The 15631-nt window shown below is 65.1% G+C and carries 29 protein-coding genes; 20 read left to right on the top strand and 9 right to left on the bottom strand.

All coding sequences use genetic code 11. The features are described from left to right. Positions 1-43 precede the first annotated feature (43 nt). From AC3A84_RS14015 to AC3A84_RS13975, 9 genes are all read right to left on the bottom strand, one after another. Entirely contained in the window at positions 44-250 is a 207-nt protein-coding gene (locus AC3A84_RS14015; RefSeq protein ID WP_487970389.1) for a hypothetical protein, read from the bottom strand. 10 nt (positions 251-260) lie between these two features. Further along, positions 261-464 carry a hypothetical protein gene (locus AC3A84_RS14010; protein ID WP_487970387.1) on the bottom strand — a complete coding sequence of 68 codons (204 nt, stop codon included), beginning with the start codon at positions 462-464 and terminating at the stop codon, positions 261-263. After that, positions 464-676 (bottom strand): hypothetical protein, encoded by a 213-nt coding sequence (locus AC3A84_RS14005; RefSeq protein ID WP_487970385.1) that lies wholly within the window; start codon positions 674-676, stop codon positions 464-466. Before AC3A84_RS14005 ends, AC3A84_RS14010 begins: the two co-directional genes overlap by 1 nt. 1084 nt (positions 677-1760) lie before the next feature. Then, complete coding sequence (locus AC3A84_RS14000; RefSeq protein WP_487970383.1) at positions 1761-1973, bottom strand: hypothetical protein; 213 nt, start codon at positions 1971-1973, stop codon at positions 1761-1763. Further along, complete coding sequence (locus tag AC3A84_RS13995; RefSeq protein WP_487970381.1) at positions 1970-2281, bottom strand: hypothetical protein; 312 nt, start codon at positions 2279-2281, stop codon at positions 1970-1972. The genes AC3A84_RS14000 and AC3A84_RS13995 overlap by 4 nt, the downstream gene beginning before the upstream one ends. A gap of 200 nt (positions 2282-2481) precedes the next feature. Continuing rightward, positions 2482-3258: a DUF1828 domain-containing protein gene (locus tag AC3A84_RS13990; RefSeq protein WP_487970379.1), complete on the bottom strand. Its 777-nt coding sequence runs from the start codon at positions 3256-3258 to the stop codon at positions 2482-2484. After that, entirely contained in the window at positions 3255-3725 is a 471-nt protein-coding gene (locus AC3A84_RS13985) for a DUF6978 family protein (RefSeq protein WP_487970377.1), read from the bottom strand. The genes AC3A84_RS13990 and AC3A84_RS13985 overlap by 4 nt, the downstream gene beginning before the upstream one ends. Positions 3726-3776: 51 nt before the next feature. Further along, positions 3777-4205: a thermonuclease family protein gene (locus tag AC3A84_RS13980; protein ID WP_487970375.1), complete on the bottom strand. Its 429-nt coding sequence runs from the start codon at positions 4203-4205 to the stop codon at positions 3777-3779. A gap of 12 nt (positions 4206-4217) precedes the next feature. After that, entirely contained in the window at positions 4218-4658 is a 441-nt protein-coding gene (locus AC3A84_RS13975; RefSeq protein WP_487970373.1) for a hypothetical protein, read from the bottom strand. Positions 4659-4741: 83 nt separating this feature from the next. On the opposite strand from AC3A84_RS13975, the gene AC3A84_RS13970 reads away from it, so the two are divergent. From AC3A84_RS13970 to AC3A84_RS13875, 20 genes are all read left to right on the top strand, one after another. Then, complete coding sequence (locus AC3A84_RS13970; RefSeq protein WP_487970371.1) at positions 4742-4975, top strand: hypothetical protein; 234 nt, start codon at positions 4742-4744, stop codon at positions 4973-4975. 90 nt (positions 4976-5065) lie between these two features. After that, complete coding sequence (locus tag AC3A84_RS13965; protein ID WP_487970369.1) at positions 5066-5299, top strand: hypothetical protein; 234 nt, start codon at positions 5066-5068, stop codon at positions 5297-5299. A gap of 21 nt (positions 5300-5320) precedes the next feature. Continuing rightward, positions 5321-5506: a hypothetical protein gene (locus tag AC3A84_RS13960; protein WP_487970367.1), complete on the top strand. Its 186-nt coding sequence runs from the start codon at positions 5321-5323 to the stop codon at positions 5504-5506. Positions 5507-5539: 33 nt separating this feature from the next. Next, complete coding sequence (locus AC3A84_RS13955) at positions 5540-5818, top strand: hypothetical protein (RefSeq protein WP_487970365.1); 279 nt, start codon at positions 5540-5542, stop codon at positions 5816-5818. Next, positions 5815-6558 carry a helix-turn-helix domain-containing protein gene (locus tag AC3A84_RS13950; RefSeq protein ID WP_487970363.1) on the top strand — a complete coding sequence of 248 codons (744 nt, stop codon included), beginning with the start codon at positions 5815-5817 and terminating at the stop codon, positions 6556-6558. The genes AC3A84_RS13955 and AC3A84_RS13950 overlap by 4 nt, the downstream gene beginning before the upstream one ends. Then, positions 6555-7100: a hypothetical protein gene (locus tag AC3A84_RS13945; protein WP_487970361.1), complete on the top strand. Its 546-nt coding sequence runs from the start codon at positions 6555-6557 to the stop codon at positions 7098-7100. Before AC3A84_RS13950 ends, AC3A84_RS13945 begins: the two co-directional genes overlap by 4 nt. Then, complete coding sequence (locus AC3A84_RS13940; protein WP_487970359.1) at positions 7091-7456, top strand: hypothetical protein; 366 nt, start codon at positions 7091-7093, stop codon at positions 7454-7456. Before AC3A84_RS13945 ends, AC3A84_RS13940 begins: the two co-directional genes overlap by 10 nt. Further along, on the top strand, positions 7453-7764 hold the full coding sequence (locus tag AC3A84_RS13935) for a DUF4406 domain-containing protein (protein ID WP_487970357.1): 312 nt from the start codon (positions 7453-7455) through the stop codon (positions 7762-7764). Before AC3A84_RS13940 ends, AC3A84_RS13935 begins: the two co-directional genes overlap by 4 nt. Continuing rightward, positions 7761-8102 (top strand): RusA family crossover junction endodeoxyribonuclease, encoded by a 342-nt coding sequence (locus tag AC3A84_RS13930; protein WP_487970355.1) that lies wholly within the window; start codon positions 7761-7763, stop codon positions 8100-8102. The genes AC3A84_RS13935 and AC3A84_RS13930 overlap by 4 nt, the downstream gene beginning before the upstream one ends. After that, positions 8095-8619, top strand: coding sequence for a hypothetical protein (locus tag AC3A84_RS13925; protein WP_487970353.1), 525 nt, complete (start codon positions 8095-8097; stop codon positions 8617-8619). The genes AC3A84_RS13930 and AC3A84_RS13925 overlap by 8 nt, the downstream gene beginning before the upstream one ends. Before the next feature lie 202 nt (positions 8620-8821). Further along, positions 8822-9205 (top strand): hypothetical protein, encoded by a 384-nt coding sequence (locus AC3A84_RS13920; protein ID WP_487970351.1) that lies wholly within the window; start codon positions 8822-8824, stop codon positions 9203-9205. 1 nt (position 9206) lies between these two features. Further along, positions 9207-9680 (top strand): hypothetical protein, encoded by a 474-nt coding sequence (locus AC3A84_RS13915; RefSeq protein WP_487970349.1) that lies wholly within the window; start codon positions 9207-9209, stop codon positions 9678-9680. Continuing rightward, the gene (locus tag AC3A84_RS13910) at positions 9677-10162 is read left to right on the top strand and encodes a hypothetical protein (protein ID WP_487970347.1); all 486 of its coding nucleotides are present in this window, start codon (positions 9677-9679) and stop codon (positions 10160-10162) included. Before AC3A84_RS13915 ends, AC3A84_RS13910 begins: the two co-directional genes overlap by 4 nt. A 42-nt stretch (positions 10163-10204) precedes the next feature. After that, a complete protein-coding gene (locus AC3A84_RS13905; RefSeq protein ID WP_487970345.1) occupies positions 10205-10795 on the top strand; it encodes a putative metallopeptidase in 591 nt (196 codons plus the stop codon). A 31-nt stretch (positions 10796-10826) separates the two neighbouring features. Beyond that, positions 10827-11300 carry a DUF2280 domain-containing protein gene (locus AC3A84_RS13900; RefSeq protein ID WP_487970343.1) on the top strand — a complete coding sequence of 158 codons (474 nt, stop codon included), beginning with the start codon at positions 10827-10829 and terminating at the stop codon, positions 11298-11300. Beyond that, positions 11281-12699 (top strand): phage terminase large subunit, encoded by a 1419-nt coding sequence (gene terL, locus AC3A84_RS13895; RefSeq protein ID WP_487970341.1) that lies wholly within the window; start codon positions 11281-11283, stop codon positions 12697-12699. The genes AC3A84_RS13900 and terL overlap by 20 nt, the downstream gene beginning before the upstream one ends. A 20-nt stretch (positions 12700-12719) precedes the next feature. Then, positions 12720-14099: an anti-CBASS protein Acb1 family protein gene (locus AC3A84_RS13890; protein ID WP_487970339.1), complete on the top strand. Its 1380-nt coding sequence runs from the start codon at positions 12720-12722 to the stop codon at positions 14097-14099. A gap of 81 nt (positions 14100-14180) precedes the next feature. After that, positions 14181-15032, top strand: a complete 852-nt coding sequence (locus AC3A84_RS13885) for a hypothetical protein (RefSeq protein WP_487970337.1) — start codon at positions 14181-14183, stop codon at positions 15030-15032. Then, positions 15029-15271 carry a helix-turn-helix domain-containing protein gene (locus AC3A84_RS13880; RefSeq protein ID WP_487970335.1) on the top strand — a complete coding sequence of 81 codons (243 nt, stop codon included), beginning with the start codon at positions 15029-15031 and terminating at the stop codon, positions 15269-15271. The genes AC3A84_RS13885 and AC3A84_RS13880 overlap by 4 nt, the downstream gene beginning before the upstream one ends. Continuing rightward, positions 15264-15545 (top strand): hypothetical protein, encoded by a 282-nt coding sequence (locus AC3A84_RS13875; protein ID WP_487970333.1) that lies wholly within the window; start codon positions 15264-15266, stop codon positions 15543-15545. Before AC3A84_RS13880 ends, AC3A84_RS13875 begins: the two co-directional genes overlap by 8 nt. Positions 15546-15631: the final 86 nt, after the last annotated feature.

Here is a 15631-nt window from a genome sequence, read left to right as displayed (position 1 = left end):
GGGTTGTAGGGGCGCAGGAACTGCTCGGGCGAGATGGGCTGGGTCATGGCAGGTTCTTGAGGCAGCGGAGCGTCTTGTCATCCAGCCATTCCGGCGTGGCGCGCGGCCCGCAGACCTGCTGGCCGGCCCACTCGCGCGAGGCAAGCGCCTCGGCGTCTTCGCGGTCGGCCTGGGCTTCGGTGTCCGCCGCGGCAACAGCGCCAAGGGCAACAGCCAGGGCGCATGCGGCGATCCAGTGCATGGGGTTCATGGGAGGGTCCTCAGTTCATGGCCAGGAACAGCCTGCAGCGCTCAATGTGCTGCTGCGGGTTCCATGCGGCGGGTTGGTTGTCGAAGGCCTGCACGTGCTCTTCCAGCAACTGGCGCGCGGCCTCCAGTCGCTTGTGCAGCGCCTGCGATTGCTCGCTGGCTGCGCGGGCGCTGTCCAGATCGGTCCAATTGCGGCGGGTGGCGTCGGCGGTCATCAGAGCATTCCCTTGATAGTCATACCCGGCTGCGCCGCATCGCGCTGCTGCAGGCGCAGGGCCTGGCCGTCGCGGATGGCCTCGCGGTCGCGCTGGTGTTCGAGGTCGGCCTGCACGAGTCGGGCTTCATCGGGCGGCGTGCCCGGAGCGATGGGCAGGGGCCAGAAGCGGTGCAGTTGCGCCGCGATCTGTGGGTTCACGTGGTCGTTCATGGATCGCTCCAGGCGAAAAAAAGCCCGCGCTTGGCGGGCAGAGGGAATAAAAAGCGCCCTGGCTGGCAGGGCGAACGCCCCAGGGTGGGGCGGAGGGAGCGAGTGTTGATGGTGGCTGGCGCTTTCCCAGCATGTCCGCTCACCACGTCGGCGGACTCGCGGCTTTCAGGTGCGGGCCACCCGTCCACCGGTATTCGCTCTCACCATCATTGCTGCACCCTGCCGTAGCCACTGCACTGTTGTGCGCGCCGCACGGGGAGCCTGTCGGGGCTCCATTTCCAGGCCGACACCCTCACTATCGAGGTGCAGCAATGATGGCCCCCGTCTTTCCGGGGTGTCACGCAGGAAGGCTGGATTCAACCCTGCGATCTACGAATCTTCGGGCTGCCCGTTGAGTTCTTCATCTTCCCCATTCACCCATCGGTCCCAGTCTTTTTGGTTGATGAGCAGCCCCAGATACCGCTGGGCGCCGCATGTGTGGCAGTGCTCGCGCTCATGAGGGCGGCCGGGCGAAAACACAGTGGTAGGGCCGTCGCACAACTTGCATGTCATAGCTTCTCCTGAAAAACAGAAACGCCCTCGATGGAGGGCGCTTGTGTTTCGCCCCTCGTGAGAAGGGCTGCAGGCTTCTTCCCGCTGCGCGGGCTCCTGCGTCGGCCTGGCGCCGTGTTCCCGATCACTATCGGGTGCCGTGTTCTCCCCACCTCCAGCTTCGGGGCCAGAGGGTCGCCGCACGTTCATGAAAGGGTGCGCCGCGTGTGCTTTTTCTTCTGCCGCACGGGATCAGGGGCAGGGCGGCCGAAGCCACCTATTCATCCTCTCGCTGTTTTAAAGACGCATGCCGGGTTGCTCTCGATGGATTGGCCCCATCGCCTGCACATCCGCTGCGCTCCTGAGAGCTAACCCCGCCTCTGCGTCCTGTCGGCTGCCGGCTTCGTATCGCTTGCCGGGGGTGTGTCGCGGTTTGTGTGCTGCGATGGGTGGACTATACAAAATGTTGACTCCAAAGTCAAACGAAAAGTGTAGTGGAGTGGCCTTGCGCCTGACGAGGGACGTAAAAAAGCCGCCTCAGTAGGCAGCTTGGTCAGAACGGTGCTGCGGAGACTGAGATGCTGGCCGGCCCGATGCCAGACCAGATCAGCGAGCCACTCGCACGCTCGCGGACTTCAAACCAGTCGGGCTGTAGCTCGCGCATCTCGTAGGCATCGGCCGGCAGCGGAAGGATGGCGACCGATGGGCCCACCCAGCCCCAGGGTGGCATGGTCAGCAGAGTAGGGTGGTCTGCGGGGTTGTTCACAGCGCACTCTCGTCGCCGAGCCGCACGCGCCAAGCCTGGGCCACCCAGTCGCCCTCGGTGGTGCGCTCAAGCCCATGCACCTCGAAGCAACCGTTCACCATGTCAACGATGCGGGGCTCAAACAGGCTGATGGATTGGAAGCCGGCCAGGTGCAAGGCAGGGACGGTGCCGAAGCGGCCCTCAATGCGAAGGACGCTCAGCTTTCCCGCGTACTCATGCAATTTACCTGCGAACGGGCGTTTCCCGCCCTGTGAGTACAGGGTCAGGACCGTGGCATTGACGGGGCTGGAGATGTGGTCTGGCGTCATGGTGTACTGTATGAATATACAGCCATTGGTGGACGCGAGGAATACCAAAAAGAGGAGCGGGTCAACCTGCGCGAGATTGCTGAGTCGCGTGCTACGGTTGCAGGAGCGAGGCGGGGCGCCACCGCCGGCGAATGCCTCGCAGAAATTGGAAAGCCGCCTCGGTGGGCGGCTGAACATGGGGCTGGGAGCCTGCTTCTCGGTCAGGCGGCCAAGCGGTGCCGGATCTTGGCCTCAATGGCTGCTCGTTCTGCAAGGCTGGGGATCGCGTCGTTGGCAGCAATCATCAAACGCCTCTGGTCAGCCTTGGGAATTTCGTCAATGTCGCTGTACACCACCATCGAATTAAAGCGAGAGGTATGGGCGGCGATGTGCTGCAGGATGATCGTGGCCAGGCGCGCACGGTCCTTTGTGGGTACGCCGAAGATGAACAAAGGATCTCTGGCGGTCCTCACGAAAAAATCCACCGGGTAGTTCTCTGCGCCTTGTAGGCCAGGCACCTGGTAGCCTTCCACCAAGTTCTCATTACCTACCACATCCGCGAGGATGCTCCGGAGATCATCGTTGAATGAGTTCTCCACCCGGGTGCGCGTCCACAATCCCAAGTCCTCGACCCGCGTAGCGCCTTGACCCAACGCGAACAATCCGAAGGTGAGCGCGTCCGCAGGTACGTCGAGATACAGCTCTCCGTCGTCTTCCTGAAGACCGGACTCCTGCAGCACGGTCTGATACAGCCGTTCCCGAGCGCCCGCAAGAAGCTTGCCCAGGTCGTGCTCGTAGCTCAGCCGCATGAGGGTTGAGCCCTTGTCAGAAACTCTCCAGCCGGCCGTTACAGGGCTGACATAAGCTGTGAGATGGTCGCCATCTCGCCCGACGATGGGCAAAGACACCGCCAAACCTGCCGGGCGCTCAGACACCGCCACGTCTCGACAAAGCGTAGCGCAGAGAGTCTCGCGAAGTTGTTCGGCAGTCAGGTTCACAGCAGTGTCAATTGGTCGTCGTTCGCATTGTCACCCAAGCCCTCAATGTTGCAATCACAGATGAGGGCACGAAGGGCTCCGTCAACGTCCGAGTAGCGATCGGTCGTCTCCGCAAAGTGCTCGGATTTTCTGCCGGCTGCGATGTAGCGCGCTGTTGCGCGGTGGATGTGGCAGGCCAGAGGCAGCGGTTTTCCGTTCTCCAGAGGGTTGGTGTGCTCGTGGTCGCTGCCGTTGTACCGGGTCAACATCACTGGCGGTCCGGATGAAGGCTCATAGAGGAGGCCCGCTGAAAAGCCGTCCGGGATCCGCATGTTCTGTCGAACGAAAAGCCTGAACGTCTCGCCTGTTTCGCTGATCAATTCATAGTTGACCTGCTCTGAGCCGCGCTTTTCCAGCCTGCGGGCCCGCGGGTTCTGGACCGTCTTCTTCATCTTGAGCAGAGCGTCGATTTCTTCGTCTGTAAGCATGCTCCCCTCTCATTGTGGTCAGCCAAAAATCCGGGCTGGCCCTTTGGCTTCTCACTTGGCTCGCCGCCAATCCCAAGGCGGCATCTGCTCCCTGTCTGCCCATAGGCCGCGCCCGGCTGCGCGCGCAGCAGTCTCAGCCGTCTGCAGGTGCTCATACCCTCGTCCGTAGCGGACGTAGTACCAAGCCATCCCAGCGCGCACCTGGGCCGCGCCCGCGTCCTGCCCGCGGCACTCCACATCGGCCACTGTGCGGCCGTACCGGTCCCGGCCGCGCGGGGTGATTCGTGCCTCTTGCTGGAAGCATAGGCCGGCCAAGGCCTGCCTGCTGCGCTGACCCCAGGGCTGGGCCTTCTCGGGAGCGTCGATGGCGGCCAGCCGAACTTTCACCTGCTCATAGGCGCCAGTCTCTCCGCAGCGTGCGGTCAGCGTGTCGCCGTCGCTGATGCCTACGACAAAGCAGAGCAGAGCGGAGCCGATCATTGATTGGGGGGATCAACTTGCCCCGTTCTTAGCTTGCCTGGTCTGCGCCAGGACCTTGGCGACAAGTTCGGCCCAGCGCTTGGCGCGCTGCTCCATCTCCGCTGTGAGCTCAGCTCGGTCGTCATCCGACATTCCACGGAAGGCCAGCAGCATGCGGTGCTCGTCTTCTGTCACTGAGTCGAATCTCTGACCTGGCGGGGATGGGGGTGCCTTTGCGGATGGCTTTGAGGTGATCCACATATCGCCCATACCTGTTGCGATCCAGCTTGCAGATACACCCCAAAGCTGCTGAGCAGCAGTTGCCTTTGAGTGAGCGACGCCACGCGTCTTCCAGTTGTTCACCACCTGATCCGAGACGTTGAGCGCACGAGCCACAGCGGCAGCACCCTTTACGCCCTTCTGATCCGCAGCATCCAGCAGTCGCTGCAGCGAAGTTTTCCGAGGGTCTTCCATCCGTGAGATTTTCCAGCTAGTAAACAAAGCGTTGCTACATCTTTTGTTTGACTTGACTAAACCAAAAGTGTAGAGTTCGGCCCATGACTGACGCCGAACTAATTGACCACTACGGTGGACCCGCACAACTTGCCAAGCGCCTCGGGTGGGCTGAACGACGTCATGCCGTGCAGCGGATTCACAACTGGCGCAGTCGTGGCATCCCTGCGGCCATCAAAGTCAAGTTCCCTCGCCTGTTTTTGATTGATGTGCCGCGCTCCCCAAAAGAGCCGTCCGCAGCAGAGCAGGGGGCAGTTGGGGAGGCCGCCCATGGCTGACCTACGCCGCATAGCCGCGCGGCTGCCGCCTGATCGCAGCCTGCACCCCACCAACCACTCAACCACAACGACCCCGAAGGGTTCCCCGATATGTACGCCGATCCCAAACGCATCCGCCGCAACCGCGTCCCCGTCTACCTCGACGGCTACGTCTACGAGCGGCTTGCCCGCCTCGTGGAGATGACCGGAGGGGAGACGTCGGTGGTCAGCCGGGACGCCCTGGAGAAGGGACTGGACTTGCTCGAGCAGGAAATTCATGCCTGCGAGTCTGCCCAGCTGTCCGCAAACAAGCGAGACGTACATGCGGGCTTCTCGCACGCTTAGCGCAGCACGAAGGAAGCACTGATGTCCGCACGCCCCCCCGCACGCCATCCGTACCTTGCAGAGCCCACTGATGCGCAACTGGCTCAGGCCCAGCGCATTGCGCAACGCACCGGCAAGACCGTAGCGCAGGTGCTTTCCCTGGCCATCGGCCGCGGCACGTCTGCGCAGTTCGCCGAACTGCTGCGCTCGCCAGTCAGCAGGCACTGATTTTTAAAGCACTGAAAAAACGTGGAAGCAGTCATGCAAGTCCATCACCTTGTCCGCGCTAGTGATCCACTGTCGAGCGTCCAGGCCGCAGAGCGCGCGCCCGAGTTCGCCGGCAATCACTGCGACCGCATCTTGGCGGCATTGCGCCGCCGGCCCGCCACTGCGCACGAACTGCAGGGCACCACCGGATTGACCGTGGTGCAGATCGACCGCCGCCTGCCTGACCTCCTGAAAGCAGGCAAGGCACAGGTCGTACAGCAGGGCGGAACCGACCTGATGCGCGGCGGCGCGCGAGTGTGGGAGGCGGTGTGAGCGTCCGCGTCATGACAGCGGTGTTTGACCGCTATCCGAACGGCGGCGGCGAGATGCTGACCGCGCTGGCCCTGGCAGACCATGCCAGCGACGACGGAACCCGCGTTTTCCCAGGCATCAAGGCCCTGGCCGAGAAGACGCGGCAGTCCGAACGCACGATCCAGTACCAGCTGCGCCGCATGGAGGAATCCGGCTGGCTGATCCTCGTCAGCGCCGGCAACGGTGGCCGCTCGATGACCAGTGAGTACCGCATTTCGCTCGATTGGATAAAGGGTGCAGAAATTGCACCCATTCAAAAGGGTGCAAGTGACGACGAAAAGGGTGCAACTGGCGACACGAAAGGGTGCAAATCAGCGCAAGAAAGGGTGCAACGGGTTGCACCCGCAAATAACCGTCATAGAACCATCAATGAACCATCAGTGAATCGGGCCGCCGCTGCCACGCCGGCCAAGCCAAGCCGCGGAACCGTGGTGCCATCCGATTTTGAGCCGGACCAGACGGCCACACGCATCGCCGCCGAAACCGGTGTCAACCTGCAGGCCGAGTTGGCGAACTTCCTGGACCACCACGCGGCGCGTGGCACCGTCTTCAAGGATTGGCAGGCTGGTTTCCGCACTTGGCTGCGCAACGCTGTGAAGTTCGGCCAACGTGGGCACGCTGCAGGCGGTCAACGCACCCGGCAGAACCAGCCCCGCTATGCCGCAGCTGCTGCAACGATCTACGAAGGGGTGAGCCTGTGAGCGACGTCTCCACCCTGGCGCACGACGCCATTCACCAGGCCTCACAGCCGTCGCGCGCGCGCCGCGAGGCATCGTCCACTACCCGCAAGCTATTCGTGCTGCTGCACGGCTCCTACGGCAACCTGTTCCTGTCGAAGTTCGCCACGGGGCAGCAGTCCGATGACGGCGGCGACAAGGGTGTTGCCGCTGCGATGTTGGTGTGGGACGCAGCCCTGGCGAAGTTCGCGCCGGATGTGATCGAGTCGGCCGCCAAGCGCCTGACTGCGGAGCACCCCGACTTTGCACCGAACCTGCCGCAGTTCGTGAAGACCTGCGAGGCCATGACACCGCGCAAGACATACGCCGAAGAGAACAACTTGCCTGCGCTGCCCGCTCCCGTTGCGGCTCCCCCGGCGTCCGTCAACTACGAGGCCAAGGGCGACAGCAAAGATTGGGCGCGCGCGATCCTGGCCCGCGCCGAGGCGGGCGAAAAGATGAAGCCGTTCAGCCTTCTGTCTGCCCGGCAGGCCCTGGGGCTGGAAGGGAGGATGAAGTGGCATTGACTCTGCGCGAAAACCTGGCGCCCAAGCAGGCCTGGTCCCATGCCGTCCTTGATGACGTGCGCGCCGGCATCCGCCACGACCCCGGCGCTGTTCGTTTCGCACTGCGCGCTTTGGGAGAGCCCGTTGACTACGACATGCCAAACCTGCGCCCACTGGAGCCCGCGCAAGAACCCCGCCATGGCAAAGCACGGCTTTGCACCCTGCGACCTGCGCAAGCCCTGGACCACGTACCCGCCGCAGCACACCTGCAGCAAGCACAAACCCGCACCGGAGGCTGTGCAGGCTGCCCGCGTGGTGTGGCTCACCAAATCATCGAGCAGAGCCGGCAGTGCTGGCAGATCGGAGTAGATGCATGACCCGCATCTACATTGCCGGGCCAATGTCGGGCCTGCCGGATCTCAACTACCCGGCATTCCATGCGAAGGCGGCCGAGCTTCGCGCCCTGGGCCATCACGTCGAAAACCCCGCAGAGAACAAGCCGCCGCATTGCAAGAGCTGGCTGGGCTACATGCGGCTGGCCGTGGCTCAACTCGTCACCTGTGATGCCGTGGTGCTGCTGCCCGGGTGGGAGAAGTCCCGAGGCGCGCGCATCGAGCGCCAGCTCGCAGACGGCATGGGCCTGCAGGTGTTCGGGCATCTGGATTTGCTGGAGTCCGAGGAATGAAGTTCATCCTCCCCTGGCCGCCGGCCACGCTCAGCCCGAACGCGCGCCAGCACTGGAGCGCCCTGGCGCGGGCGAAGAAGGCCTACCGCCGCGAGTGCGCCGCCCAGGCCCAGCTCCAAGGCCTGCGCCGCATCGAGCCCGCCAAGCTGCACGTGTCCCTGGTGTTCGTGCCGCCCAACCGCCGGGCGCACGACCTGGACAACCTGCTGGCGCGGATGAAGTCCGGCCTCGACGGCCTGGCCGACGTGTTGGGCGTGGATGACAAGCACTGGTCCCTGAGCATCGCCAAGGCGGACGAGATCGGCGGCATGGTGCGTGTGGAGGTCGCCCATGCCTGAGATCGTGCTGGTGCGCCAGGAGGATGTGGCGGTCACCGAGGCGGACAAGGAAGCCGCGCGCCGCGTGCTCTTCGGCACGGTGGACGGCCTTGGCGAGCAAAACCGCCGCAAGTGGCGCCGCTTCATGTCGGCCCTGTTCCGGATGGAGCCCGGCGAGATGGCCACGATCAAGACGCACAAGGCCCGCTCAGGCCCATTCCATCGCCGGCACATGGCGCTGGAGCAGCGGGTGTTTGACAGCCAGGATCGCTTCACGGACTTCGAACGCGGCTTCCGCGACTGGCTGAAAGTCGGGGCGGGGCACTGCGACTGGCACCCGGGCCCGCGCGGCGGCGTGTTCCCGGTGCCGAAGTCCACCAGCTATGCCGAGATGGAAGAGGGCGAGATGCGCGAGTTCCACGACGCCGCGGTGAAGTTCTTGCGCAGCGAGCACGCCGGCCGCACGCTGTGGAAGCACTTAGGCGAGCGCCAGCGCATCGAAATGATCGAGACGATCCTTGGGGAGTTCGGGGAATGAAGGCGCTGCTGCACATGCTGAAGTTCCTTGCGCTGGGCCTGCTTTCCTTGGCGGTCATGGTGTTCTTGCAGATCGTCTGCATCGGGGAAGAGCGATGAAGCGAACGCCCATGAAGCGCACCGCCTGGCCACGCCGAGCGCCCACCACCCAAAAAATCCCGCGAAATCGCGAGAAGCGCCTTGCAGATCGTGCCTCTGCAGCTATGAAAAACATAGTGCCGCGCGCTGCCGTGATGGCTTCGGCCACCACCAGCTGCGCACCGGTCGCAAAGTCCGATCCCATCCGCAGCGAGGCCTACCGGCGCGCGGTCGCACAACTGCCTTGCGCGATCTGCGGCATCTACGGCTACAGCCAGGCGGCCCACGCCAACACCGGCAAGGGCATAGGCATGAAAGCCTGCGACCTGACCCTGTTCCCGGCCTGCGCCGACCGCCCGGGCGTGCGGGGCTGTCATTCCAAGCTCGACCAGAGCGCGCTCTTCAGCAAGTTGGTTCGCCGCGAGCTCGAGCCTGTCTGGGCGGCCGACACGCAGCGCCGCGTGCGCGAGTTGGGCCTGTGGCCTCAATCAATGGACGAAGGAGCGTGATGTGAACCCCCACACCAAACGCCGCACGGCGCCCGCCGTCAACTTGGTCGAGCGCGCCGTCATAGCTCAGCGGTGGCGCGAGCACGTCGCCACTGCCCGGATCCATGCCCTGATGGGAGAAAACGCACAGGCGCTGGTCAACCAGGCCGGCAGGGTCTTCTTCGTGGTGCTGGGTGCCGCGATGCACAAAGGCATGGCCGAAGACCAGCGCGAGATCCGCATCATCCGCGGCGCCGTGAATGCCACGCACGACCAGGCCGAGGAGGAGCCCATCAACCCACTGCGCCGGGCATCGATCCATGCCGGGCTGGAGGCTGCCGTCAGGCTGTTGCCTGAGCTTCCCCACGCAGCCCTGGTCCAGGTGGCTTGCGAGCTGGAGGCAATGCTGCGACGTCAGGACGTCCGTCTGTCCGATTTCGAGCACCTGATCGGCGCCGGGCCGGCGGCCACCAGTGCGAGCGAGGTGCACCCATGAGTCTCCGTAGCATCGACATCTACACCATGAGCCTTTTCCCCGAACTGCGCGCGCCCCGGAAACCGGCCACGCCGGCGCGGGGGAAGGCCGCTCGTGACAAGGCGAAGATCAACGGCGCCAGTGGGGAGGATGACGCGTTGCTGACCGTGCGGCAGCGCACCCGCAAGGCATGGCGCGGCATGCCCAAGGAGGCCCGGGCCGCTCTCTCCTCGGTCTTTGACCTGGCCGGCAAAGCGCTGTGTCTGCGCCAGGGCAGCATGGAGCGCGCCGCGGGCGAGGGCGGCAGCAAGTACGCCTCCCGCGCCCAGCCCGCCCGGGGCGTCACCCGCGTTGAGGGCGCGGCCTATCCCTCCCGGTGGACCGCAGAGGATTACCGCCGCGAGGAGCAGCGCCGGGCCCGCCAGCGCCCCCCTCGCCCGGTGGCCAAGGCCAGGACCCGGGGCAAGGTGGTCCGTGCCGCTGATGGCGAGGCGGTGGACTGAATGGGCAAAGTGTTCCAACTGCGGGGTGCCGCGAAGCGGCCCATGCCCCCCGAGGGGGAGGGGCGCTACCAGCCCGCCCACGGTGTGGCCGAGTGGGTGCAGGAGCGGGTGCTGTCGGCCGATGGAGCCGTGCACAACCCCGAGCACGCCCACCTGATCGATGCGGACCTGGTCTTCCTTTGGGCTCCTGCCGGGTTCGTGAAGCAGATGCGCACGGTGCTGGGCCAGGCCGAGGAGGTGATGTTCCGCGCTGGGGGATGGCAGAAGGGCCGGCAGGAGCAGCAGTTCATCGACTGGTTCGGTCGCGTGCCCACGTTCATGATCACCTTCGACGCACAGTACGCGGCCACCTGCAGCGACGCGGAGTGGTGCGCGCTCGTGGAGCATGAGCTGTACCACTTAGCCCAGGCTCGCGACGAATTCGGCGCGCCCAAGTTCACGAAAGAGGGCAAGCCCAAGCTGGCACTGCGCGGCCACGACGTGGAGGAATTCATCGGGGTGGTCCGCCGGTACGGCGTGGGCGATCCTGGGGGCGCTATCTCTCGCCTGGCTGCAGCTGCCCGGGGAATGCCCGAGGTCAGCGCAGCGTCCATCGCGTCGGCCTGCGGCACCTGCCTGCGGAGGGCTGCCTGATGCTGTACCCGCGTAATACGGAGGCTTCGACATGGCGACGCTGACCGACCCCGTCAAGATCGCCATCGTGCAAGCCCTGGCGTGTTTCGACACCCCCACGCAGGTCGCCTCCCAGGTAAAGGAGGAATTCGGGCTGACGATCACCCGGCAGCAGGTGGCGAACTACGACCCGACGAAGGCAACGGGAGTGAACCTGAGCAAGAAGCTGCGGGCGATCTTCGAGTCCACGCGCGAGCAGTTCCTGGCGGACGTGAGCGGCATTCCGATCGCCCAGCAGGCCTACCGCCTGCGGGTGCTGCAGCGGAACCTGGAGCGGGCCGACCAGCGGGGCAATGCCGCCATGGTCACCTCCATCCTCGAGCAGGCAGCCAAGGAACTGGGCGGGGCCTTCACCAACCGGCGAGAGCTCACCGGCAAGGGTGGCCAGCCGCTGGCTACGGTGAACACCAACGTGACGCCCGAGCAGCTGAAGGAAGTGGTGGAGAGTGTCCAGGCCAAGTTTTAGCCCTGCCGAGCGGCTGGCGGCCGTGGGCTGGGCGCGTGAGGACCTGTACAGCTTCTCGCGCTGGATGTTCCTGCAGCGCAAGGGGTTCATGTGGCAGCGCGCCAGGCACCACCAGCTGATCTGCGATGCGCTGATGCGCGTTTTCCAGGGCGAGTGCAAGCGCCTGGTGATCAACATCCCGCCGCGGTACTCCAAGACCGAACTGGCCGTGGTGAACTTCATCGCCTGGTGCATGGGCAAGGTGCCGGACTGCGAGTTCATCCACGCCAGCTACTCCAGCGCCCTGGCCACGAACAACAGCACGAATGTGCGCGGGCTGGTGCTGCACGAAGCGTACCGCGAGATCTTCCCCGAGCTGCAACTGGCGAGCGACGCCCAGCACCACTGGAAGACCAGCGTGGGCGGCGTGATGTATGCCACCGGCACCGGCGGCACGATCACCGGCTTCGGCGCTGGCAAGCACCGGGATGGCTTCGGCGGCGCGATCATCATCGATGACCCGCACAAGGCGGACGAGGCCACATCGGACACGATCCGCAAGGGCGTGATCGACTGGTTCCAGAACACGCTGGAGAGCCGCAAGAACAGCCCGGACACGCCCATCATCGTGATCATGCAGCGGCTGCACGAGGATGACCTGGCGGGCTGGCTGCTGGGCGACCGTGGCACCGACGGCAACGGGCCGGCCGTGGCGGGGGGCAATGGCGAGGTGTGGGAGATGCTGCGCCTGTCGGTATGGAACGACGACGGCACGCCGCTGTGGCCCGAGAAGCATGACGCCGAGACCCTGCGGCGGATGGAGCAGGCTGCGCCCTACGTCTTCGCCGGCCAGTACCGCCAACGCCCGGCACCACCGGCGGGAGGGGTCATCAAGCCAGACATGATGGAGATCGTGGATGCGGTGCCGGCAAGTGTGGTCGAGTGGTGCCGAGGCTGGGACCTTGGAGCATCCGACAAGGGCGACTACACGGCAGGAGTGAAGGTTGGGCGCATGGCGGACGGCCGCTTCGTCATCGCCGACGTGGTGCGCGACCAGTTGCAAACTGACCGCCGGGACGCGCTGATTAAGAACACCGCCACCGCTGACGGCCGCAGCCTCAAGCAGAGCTTGCCGCAGGACCCGGGCCAGGCCGGAAAGTCGCAAGTCCTTTCCTTCGCTCGTTTGCTGGCCGGCCATGCCGTCCACTTCAGCCCTGAGACAGGCGACAAGGTGACGCGGGCAACGCCGCTCGCCAGCCAGATCAACGCCGGCAACGTGGTGATGGTGCGCGGCCCCTGGAACAAGCCATTCACGGACGAAGGCCGGCTGTTCCCTTATGGGAAGTACGACGATCAGGTCGATGCAGCGGCCCGGGCGTTCAACCAACTACTGAACCCGACAGCCGGCATCTTCGCTTGACCCCTTCCTAGCATGGTCGCATGCCCGATCAGATCATCGTCAACTCCTACGAGATGCAGGCCGCCCGCGCCGAATTGCTGCTGGGCGTTGGCCTGGACGCCAAGCGCCCGACAGCATGGAGCCAGTACGGCTACAAGCAGCAGCTGAACTTCGCCGACTTCAAGCTGGCCTATGACCGTGGCGGGGCCGGCCATGGCGCCGTCCACAAGTTGCTCGAAAAGTGCTGGCAGGCGCTGCCCCGCATCAAACAGCCGGCCCAGGACAAGGAAACCGAGTGGGAGAAGAAGGTCGGCGCCACGCTGCGCAAGGTGGCGGCCTGGCAGAAGCTGCGGGACTTCGACCGCCGGAACATGGTGGGCCGGTATGCGGCGCTCATCTACCGCGTGCGCGACGGCAAAGAGCTGCGTGAGCCGCTGGGCACCGCGACGGAGCTGGTGGACCTCGCACCGGTGTTCGAAGATCAGATCAGGGTGGAGCGCTGGATCGAGGACAAGGCCGACGAGAACTATGGCCAGCCGGCCATGTTCCAGATCCGCACCCGTTCGCCCAACGCGACGGCGGACACGCAGGCCAAGCCTGAAGACTGGCTGGACGTGCATCCCTCCCGCGTCCAGATCCTGGCCGAGGGCAGTGTGGGTGATATGTTCGACGGCGTGCCGCTGCTGCAGGCCGGATTCAACAGCCTCGTGGACATCGAGAAGCTGAGCGGCGGCGGGGCAGAGTCGGCGCTGAAGAACTCGGCGCGCACCGTGGTATTCCAGTACGACCCAACGGCTTCGGTGCAAGCCATCACCACCACCAACCCCGACGGCAGCGTCTCCCAGAAATCGGTGCGCGAAGCCCACGAAGAGCAGACGCGCAGTCTGAACCGCAACCAAGATGCCAGCATTGTCCTGCAGGGCGGCAAGGCCGAGACGCTGCAAACGCAGGTGTCGGACCTGTCGCCGCAGTTTGAGATTGCGGCCAACCTGTTTGCCGCTTCGGTGCGCATTCCGTTCGTGGTGCTCTTCGGCCAGCAGACGGGGCGCTTGGCCTCCGATCAGGACCGCCAGGACTTCGCCGCGCGCTGTTCCTCCCGGCAGGCGAATGAACTCACCCCGATGCTAGAGCAGTTCATCCGGCGCATGCAGACCTGCGGCGTGATCGAAAAGGGCGATTTCGAGATCGAGTGGCCACCCGTTGATGCCCCAAGCGACAAGGACAAGGTGGAGCTTCTCCAAAAGATGACTACTGCCATGCAGCAGAGCTTCCAGTCCGGGCAAGGCCAGCCGCTCTTCAGCATCAACGAACTGCGCAAGGTCGCGGGCTTCGAGCCCATTGCTGAGATGGACCTGCCCGCCGAGGGCGATCCCGCGATGGACGCGCAAAACGATCCCTCTGCACCGCCAGCGTCTTCCTAGCATTGCTGGGGCGGATAGGGTCGCCCCCGAAGAGCCTTAAGCAAGCCTGCCGCCTTCGTTGTGCTGTGCAAGGAGCTTGCCTTGAACCAAACCCAATCCGCCGGTGTGCCGGCATACATCGAAGTCAGCGCCGAAGTGCGCTACTGGGAAGACGCCGCCGTCAACGGCGCCGAGGATGCCGACGGCAGCCTGATCCCCTTCAAGCGTGAAGCGCTCTGGTGCCCCGTCATCCGTTTGTCAGATGGTCAGGTAATGGACTGGCCGGCCGGCACCGAGGCCGACGTTCACTACAAGGTCTGTGACGCTGGCGAATACTGGCTGCTGGACGCCGAGCGCCGCCGGATTGCCAAGTGGACTGGCTTCTACGTGCCGAGCGACTTCCTGTGTCACGGCGACGACGGCTATGGGGACTACATCATCCTCAAGGTCGGCCCGGCTGGTGTGATCGAGAAGTGGACCGCGCCGCGCATTGAATGGGCACGCGAGGAGGGGGACGAAGACGACGACCCGGGCTGGAAGCGTATCCCTGTGCCCACCGTCCCGGGCATCACCCTGACCCTGGAGCAGGCCCGCACGCTGGCCGAGGCGCTGGACATCAGCCATGACACTCTGGCCGCAGAGGCAGAGAGCTACCACCAGTCCATGGCCGGCCACTACCCGGCGCTTCACAAGGCCGAAGATGAGCGCGTGGCCGCCGTCAAGGCCGCGGGCGCGCTGCTGGGCCAGCTGATCCAGGGCTCCGGTGCGAGCACTGTGCCTGCGACGGACGCACTGGACGCGGCCCGGTATCGCTGGCTGCGCGACGTCAGCGTGCCTCCGCACAACTTCTACCTGAGCGTGCCCATTGAGTTCGATGGCGTGCGCTACACGCCGGCCGAGGTGGACGCAGCCATTGACGCTGCCCGCGCCAGTTCCAGCAAGGAGGGAGCATGACGCTCGGCGACCTGCTCAAGAGCCGACGCACCGCGCTCGGCCTCACGCTCGAAGAGGTCGGCGATGCCGCGGGCCTGTCAAAGAGCCACCTGCACGGGCTGGAGTCCGGCCGCAACCCGAATCCCGGGATCGTGACATGCGCCCGGCTGTCTCTCGCGCTCGGCATGAGTGTGACGTCCTTGGCTGCCGCAGCGGTCGAAACTGCCATGAGTTCCGGCAAGGAGGCGCCCCATGGCTGACCCGCGCCAAACACGCCGCGAGGTCGAGGCAATCCTGTCATGCCGCCAGAAGCGCCGCGAGGCGATGGGGAAGGTCGATCTTTCCCGCGCTGCCGACTTCCTGGAGCAGTACGCCGACTTCATCAGGCGCGAAGTCGTGTCGGCGGACATCGAGCGCCACCCGTACCTGCCGGAGCTGGAAGAGGTAGCGGCGACCATCCGGGCCGCTGCTGTGGCCGAGGTCACAACGCCGGTTTTCGTGACCAACCCCGCCGAGGGGCCGAGCCATGGCTGAGCCGGCATTGGGTGCGCCGCTCGCCCTCGGCGCCGAGTGGGAAACGCCAGCCATGCGAGAGGGCATAGGGCGGTGCCGGCGCGGGC

The organism is Paracidovorax sp. (assembly GCF_057642795.1).
This window is presented reverse-complemented; position numbering and strand designations above follow the sequence as displayed.

Excerpts from the sequence above, each read along its gene's own strand:
- AC3A84_RS13975 (WP_487970373.1), bottom strand. The coding sequence starts at position 4,658 with ATGGAAGACCCTCGGAAAACTTCGCTGCAGCGACTGCTGGATGCTGCG.
- AC3A84_RS13955 (WP_487970365.1), top strand. The coding sequence starts at position 5,540 with ATGCAAGTCCATCACCTTGTCCGCGCTAGTGATCCACTGTCGAGCGTC.
- AC3A84_RS13965 (WP_487970369.1), top strand. The coding sequence starts at position 5,066 with ATGTACGCCGATCCCAAACGCATCCGCCGCAACCGCGTCCCCGTCTAC.
- AC3A84_RS14015 (WP_487970389.1), bottom strand. The coding sequence starts at position 250 with ATGAACCCCATGCACTGGATCGCCGCATGCGCCCTGGCTGTTGCCCTT.
- AC3A84_RS13905 (WP_487970345.1), top strand. The coding sequence starts at position 10,205 with ATGCCCCCCGAGGGGGAGGGGCGCTACCAGCCCGCCCACGGTGTGGCC.
- AC3A84_RS13910 (WP_487970347.1), top strand. The coding sequence starts at position 9,677 with ATGAGTCTCCGTAGCATCGACATCTACACCATGAGCCTTTTCCCCGAA.
- AC3A84_RS13970 (WP_487970371.1), top strand. The coding sequence starts at position 4,742 with ATGACTGACGCCGAACTAATTGACCACTACGGTGGACCCGCACAACTT.
- AC3A84_RS13890 (WP_487970339.1), top strand. The coding sequence starts at position 12,720 with ATGCCCGATCAGATCATCGTCAACTCCTACGAGATGCAGGCCGCCCGC.
- AC3A84_RS14005 (WP_487970385.1), bottom strand. The coding sequence starts at position 676 with ATGAACGACCACGTGAACCCACAGATCGCGGCGCAACTGCACCGCTTC.
- AC3A84_RS14010 (WP_487970387.1), bottom strand. The coding sequence starts at position 464 with ATGACCGCCGACGCCACCCGCCGCAATTGGACCGATCTGGACAGCGCC.
- AC3A84_RS13930 (WP_487970355.1), top strand. The coding sequence starts at position 7,761 with ATGAAGTTCATCCTCCCCTGGCCGCCGGCCACGCTCAGCCCGAACGCG.
- AC3A84_RS13900 (WP_487970343.1), top strand. The coding sequence starts at position 10,827 with ATGGCGACGCTGACCGACCCCGTCAAGATCGCCATCGTGCAAGCCCTG.
- AC3A84_RS13920 (WP_487970351.1), top strand. The coding sequence starts at position 8,822 with ATGAAAAACATAGTGCCGCGCGCTGCCGTGATGGCTTCGGCCACCACC.
- AC3A84_RS13960 (WP_487970367.1), top strand. The coding sequence starts at position 5,321 with ATGTCCGCACGCCCCCCCGCACGCCATCCGTACCTTGCAGAGCCCACT.
- AC3A84_RS13880 (WP_487970335.1), top strand. The coding sequence starts at position 15,029 with ATGACGCTCGGCGACCTGCTCAAGAGCCGACGCACCGCGCTCGGCCTC.
- AC3A84_RS13925 (WP_487970353.1), top strand. The coding sequence starts at position 8,095 with ATGCCTGAGATCGTGCTGGTGCGCCAGGAGGATGTGGCGGTCACCGAG.
- AC3A84_RS13875 (WP_487970333.1), top strand. The coding sequence starts at position 15,264 with ATGGCTGACCCGCGCCAAACACGCCGCGAGGTCGAGGCAATCCTGTCA.
- AC3A84_RS13980 (WP_487970375.1), bottom strand. The coding sequence starts at position 4,205 with ATGATCGGCTCCGCTCTGCTCTGCTTTGTCGTAGGCATCAGCGACGGC.
- AC3A84_RS13985 (WP_487970377.1), bottom strand. The coding sequence starts at position 3,725 with ATGCTTACAGACGAAGAAATCGACGCTCTGCTCAAGATGAAGAAGACG.
- AC3A84_RS13935 (WP_487970357.1), top strand. The coding sequence starts at position 7,453 with ATGACCCGCATCTACATTGCCGGGCCAATGTCGGGCCTGCCGGATCTC.
- AC3A84_RS13995 (WP_487970381.1), bottom strand. The coding sequence starts at position 2,281 with ATGACGCCAGACCACATCTCCAGCCCCGTCAATGCCACGGTCCTGACC.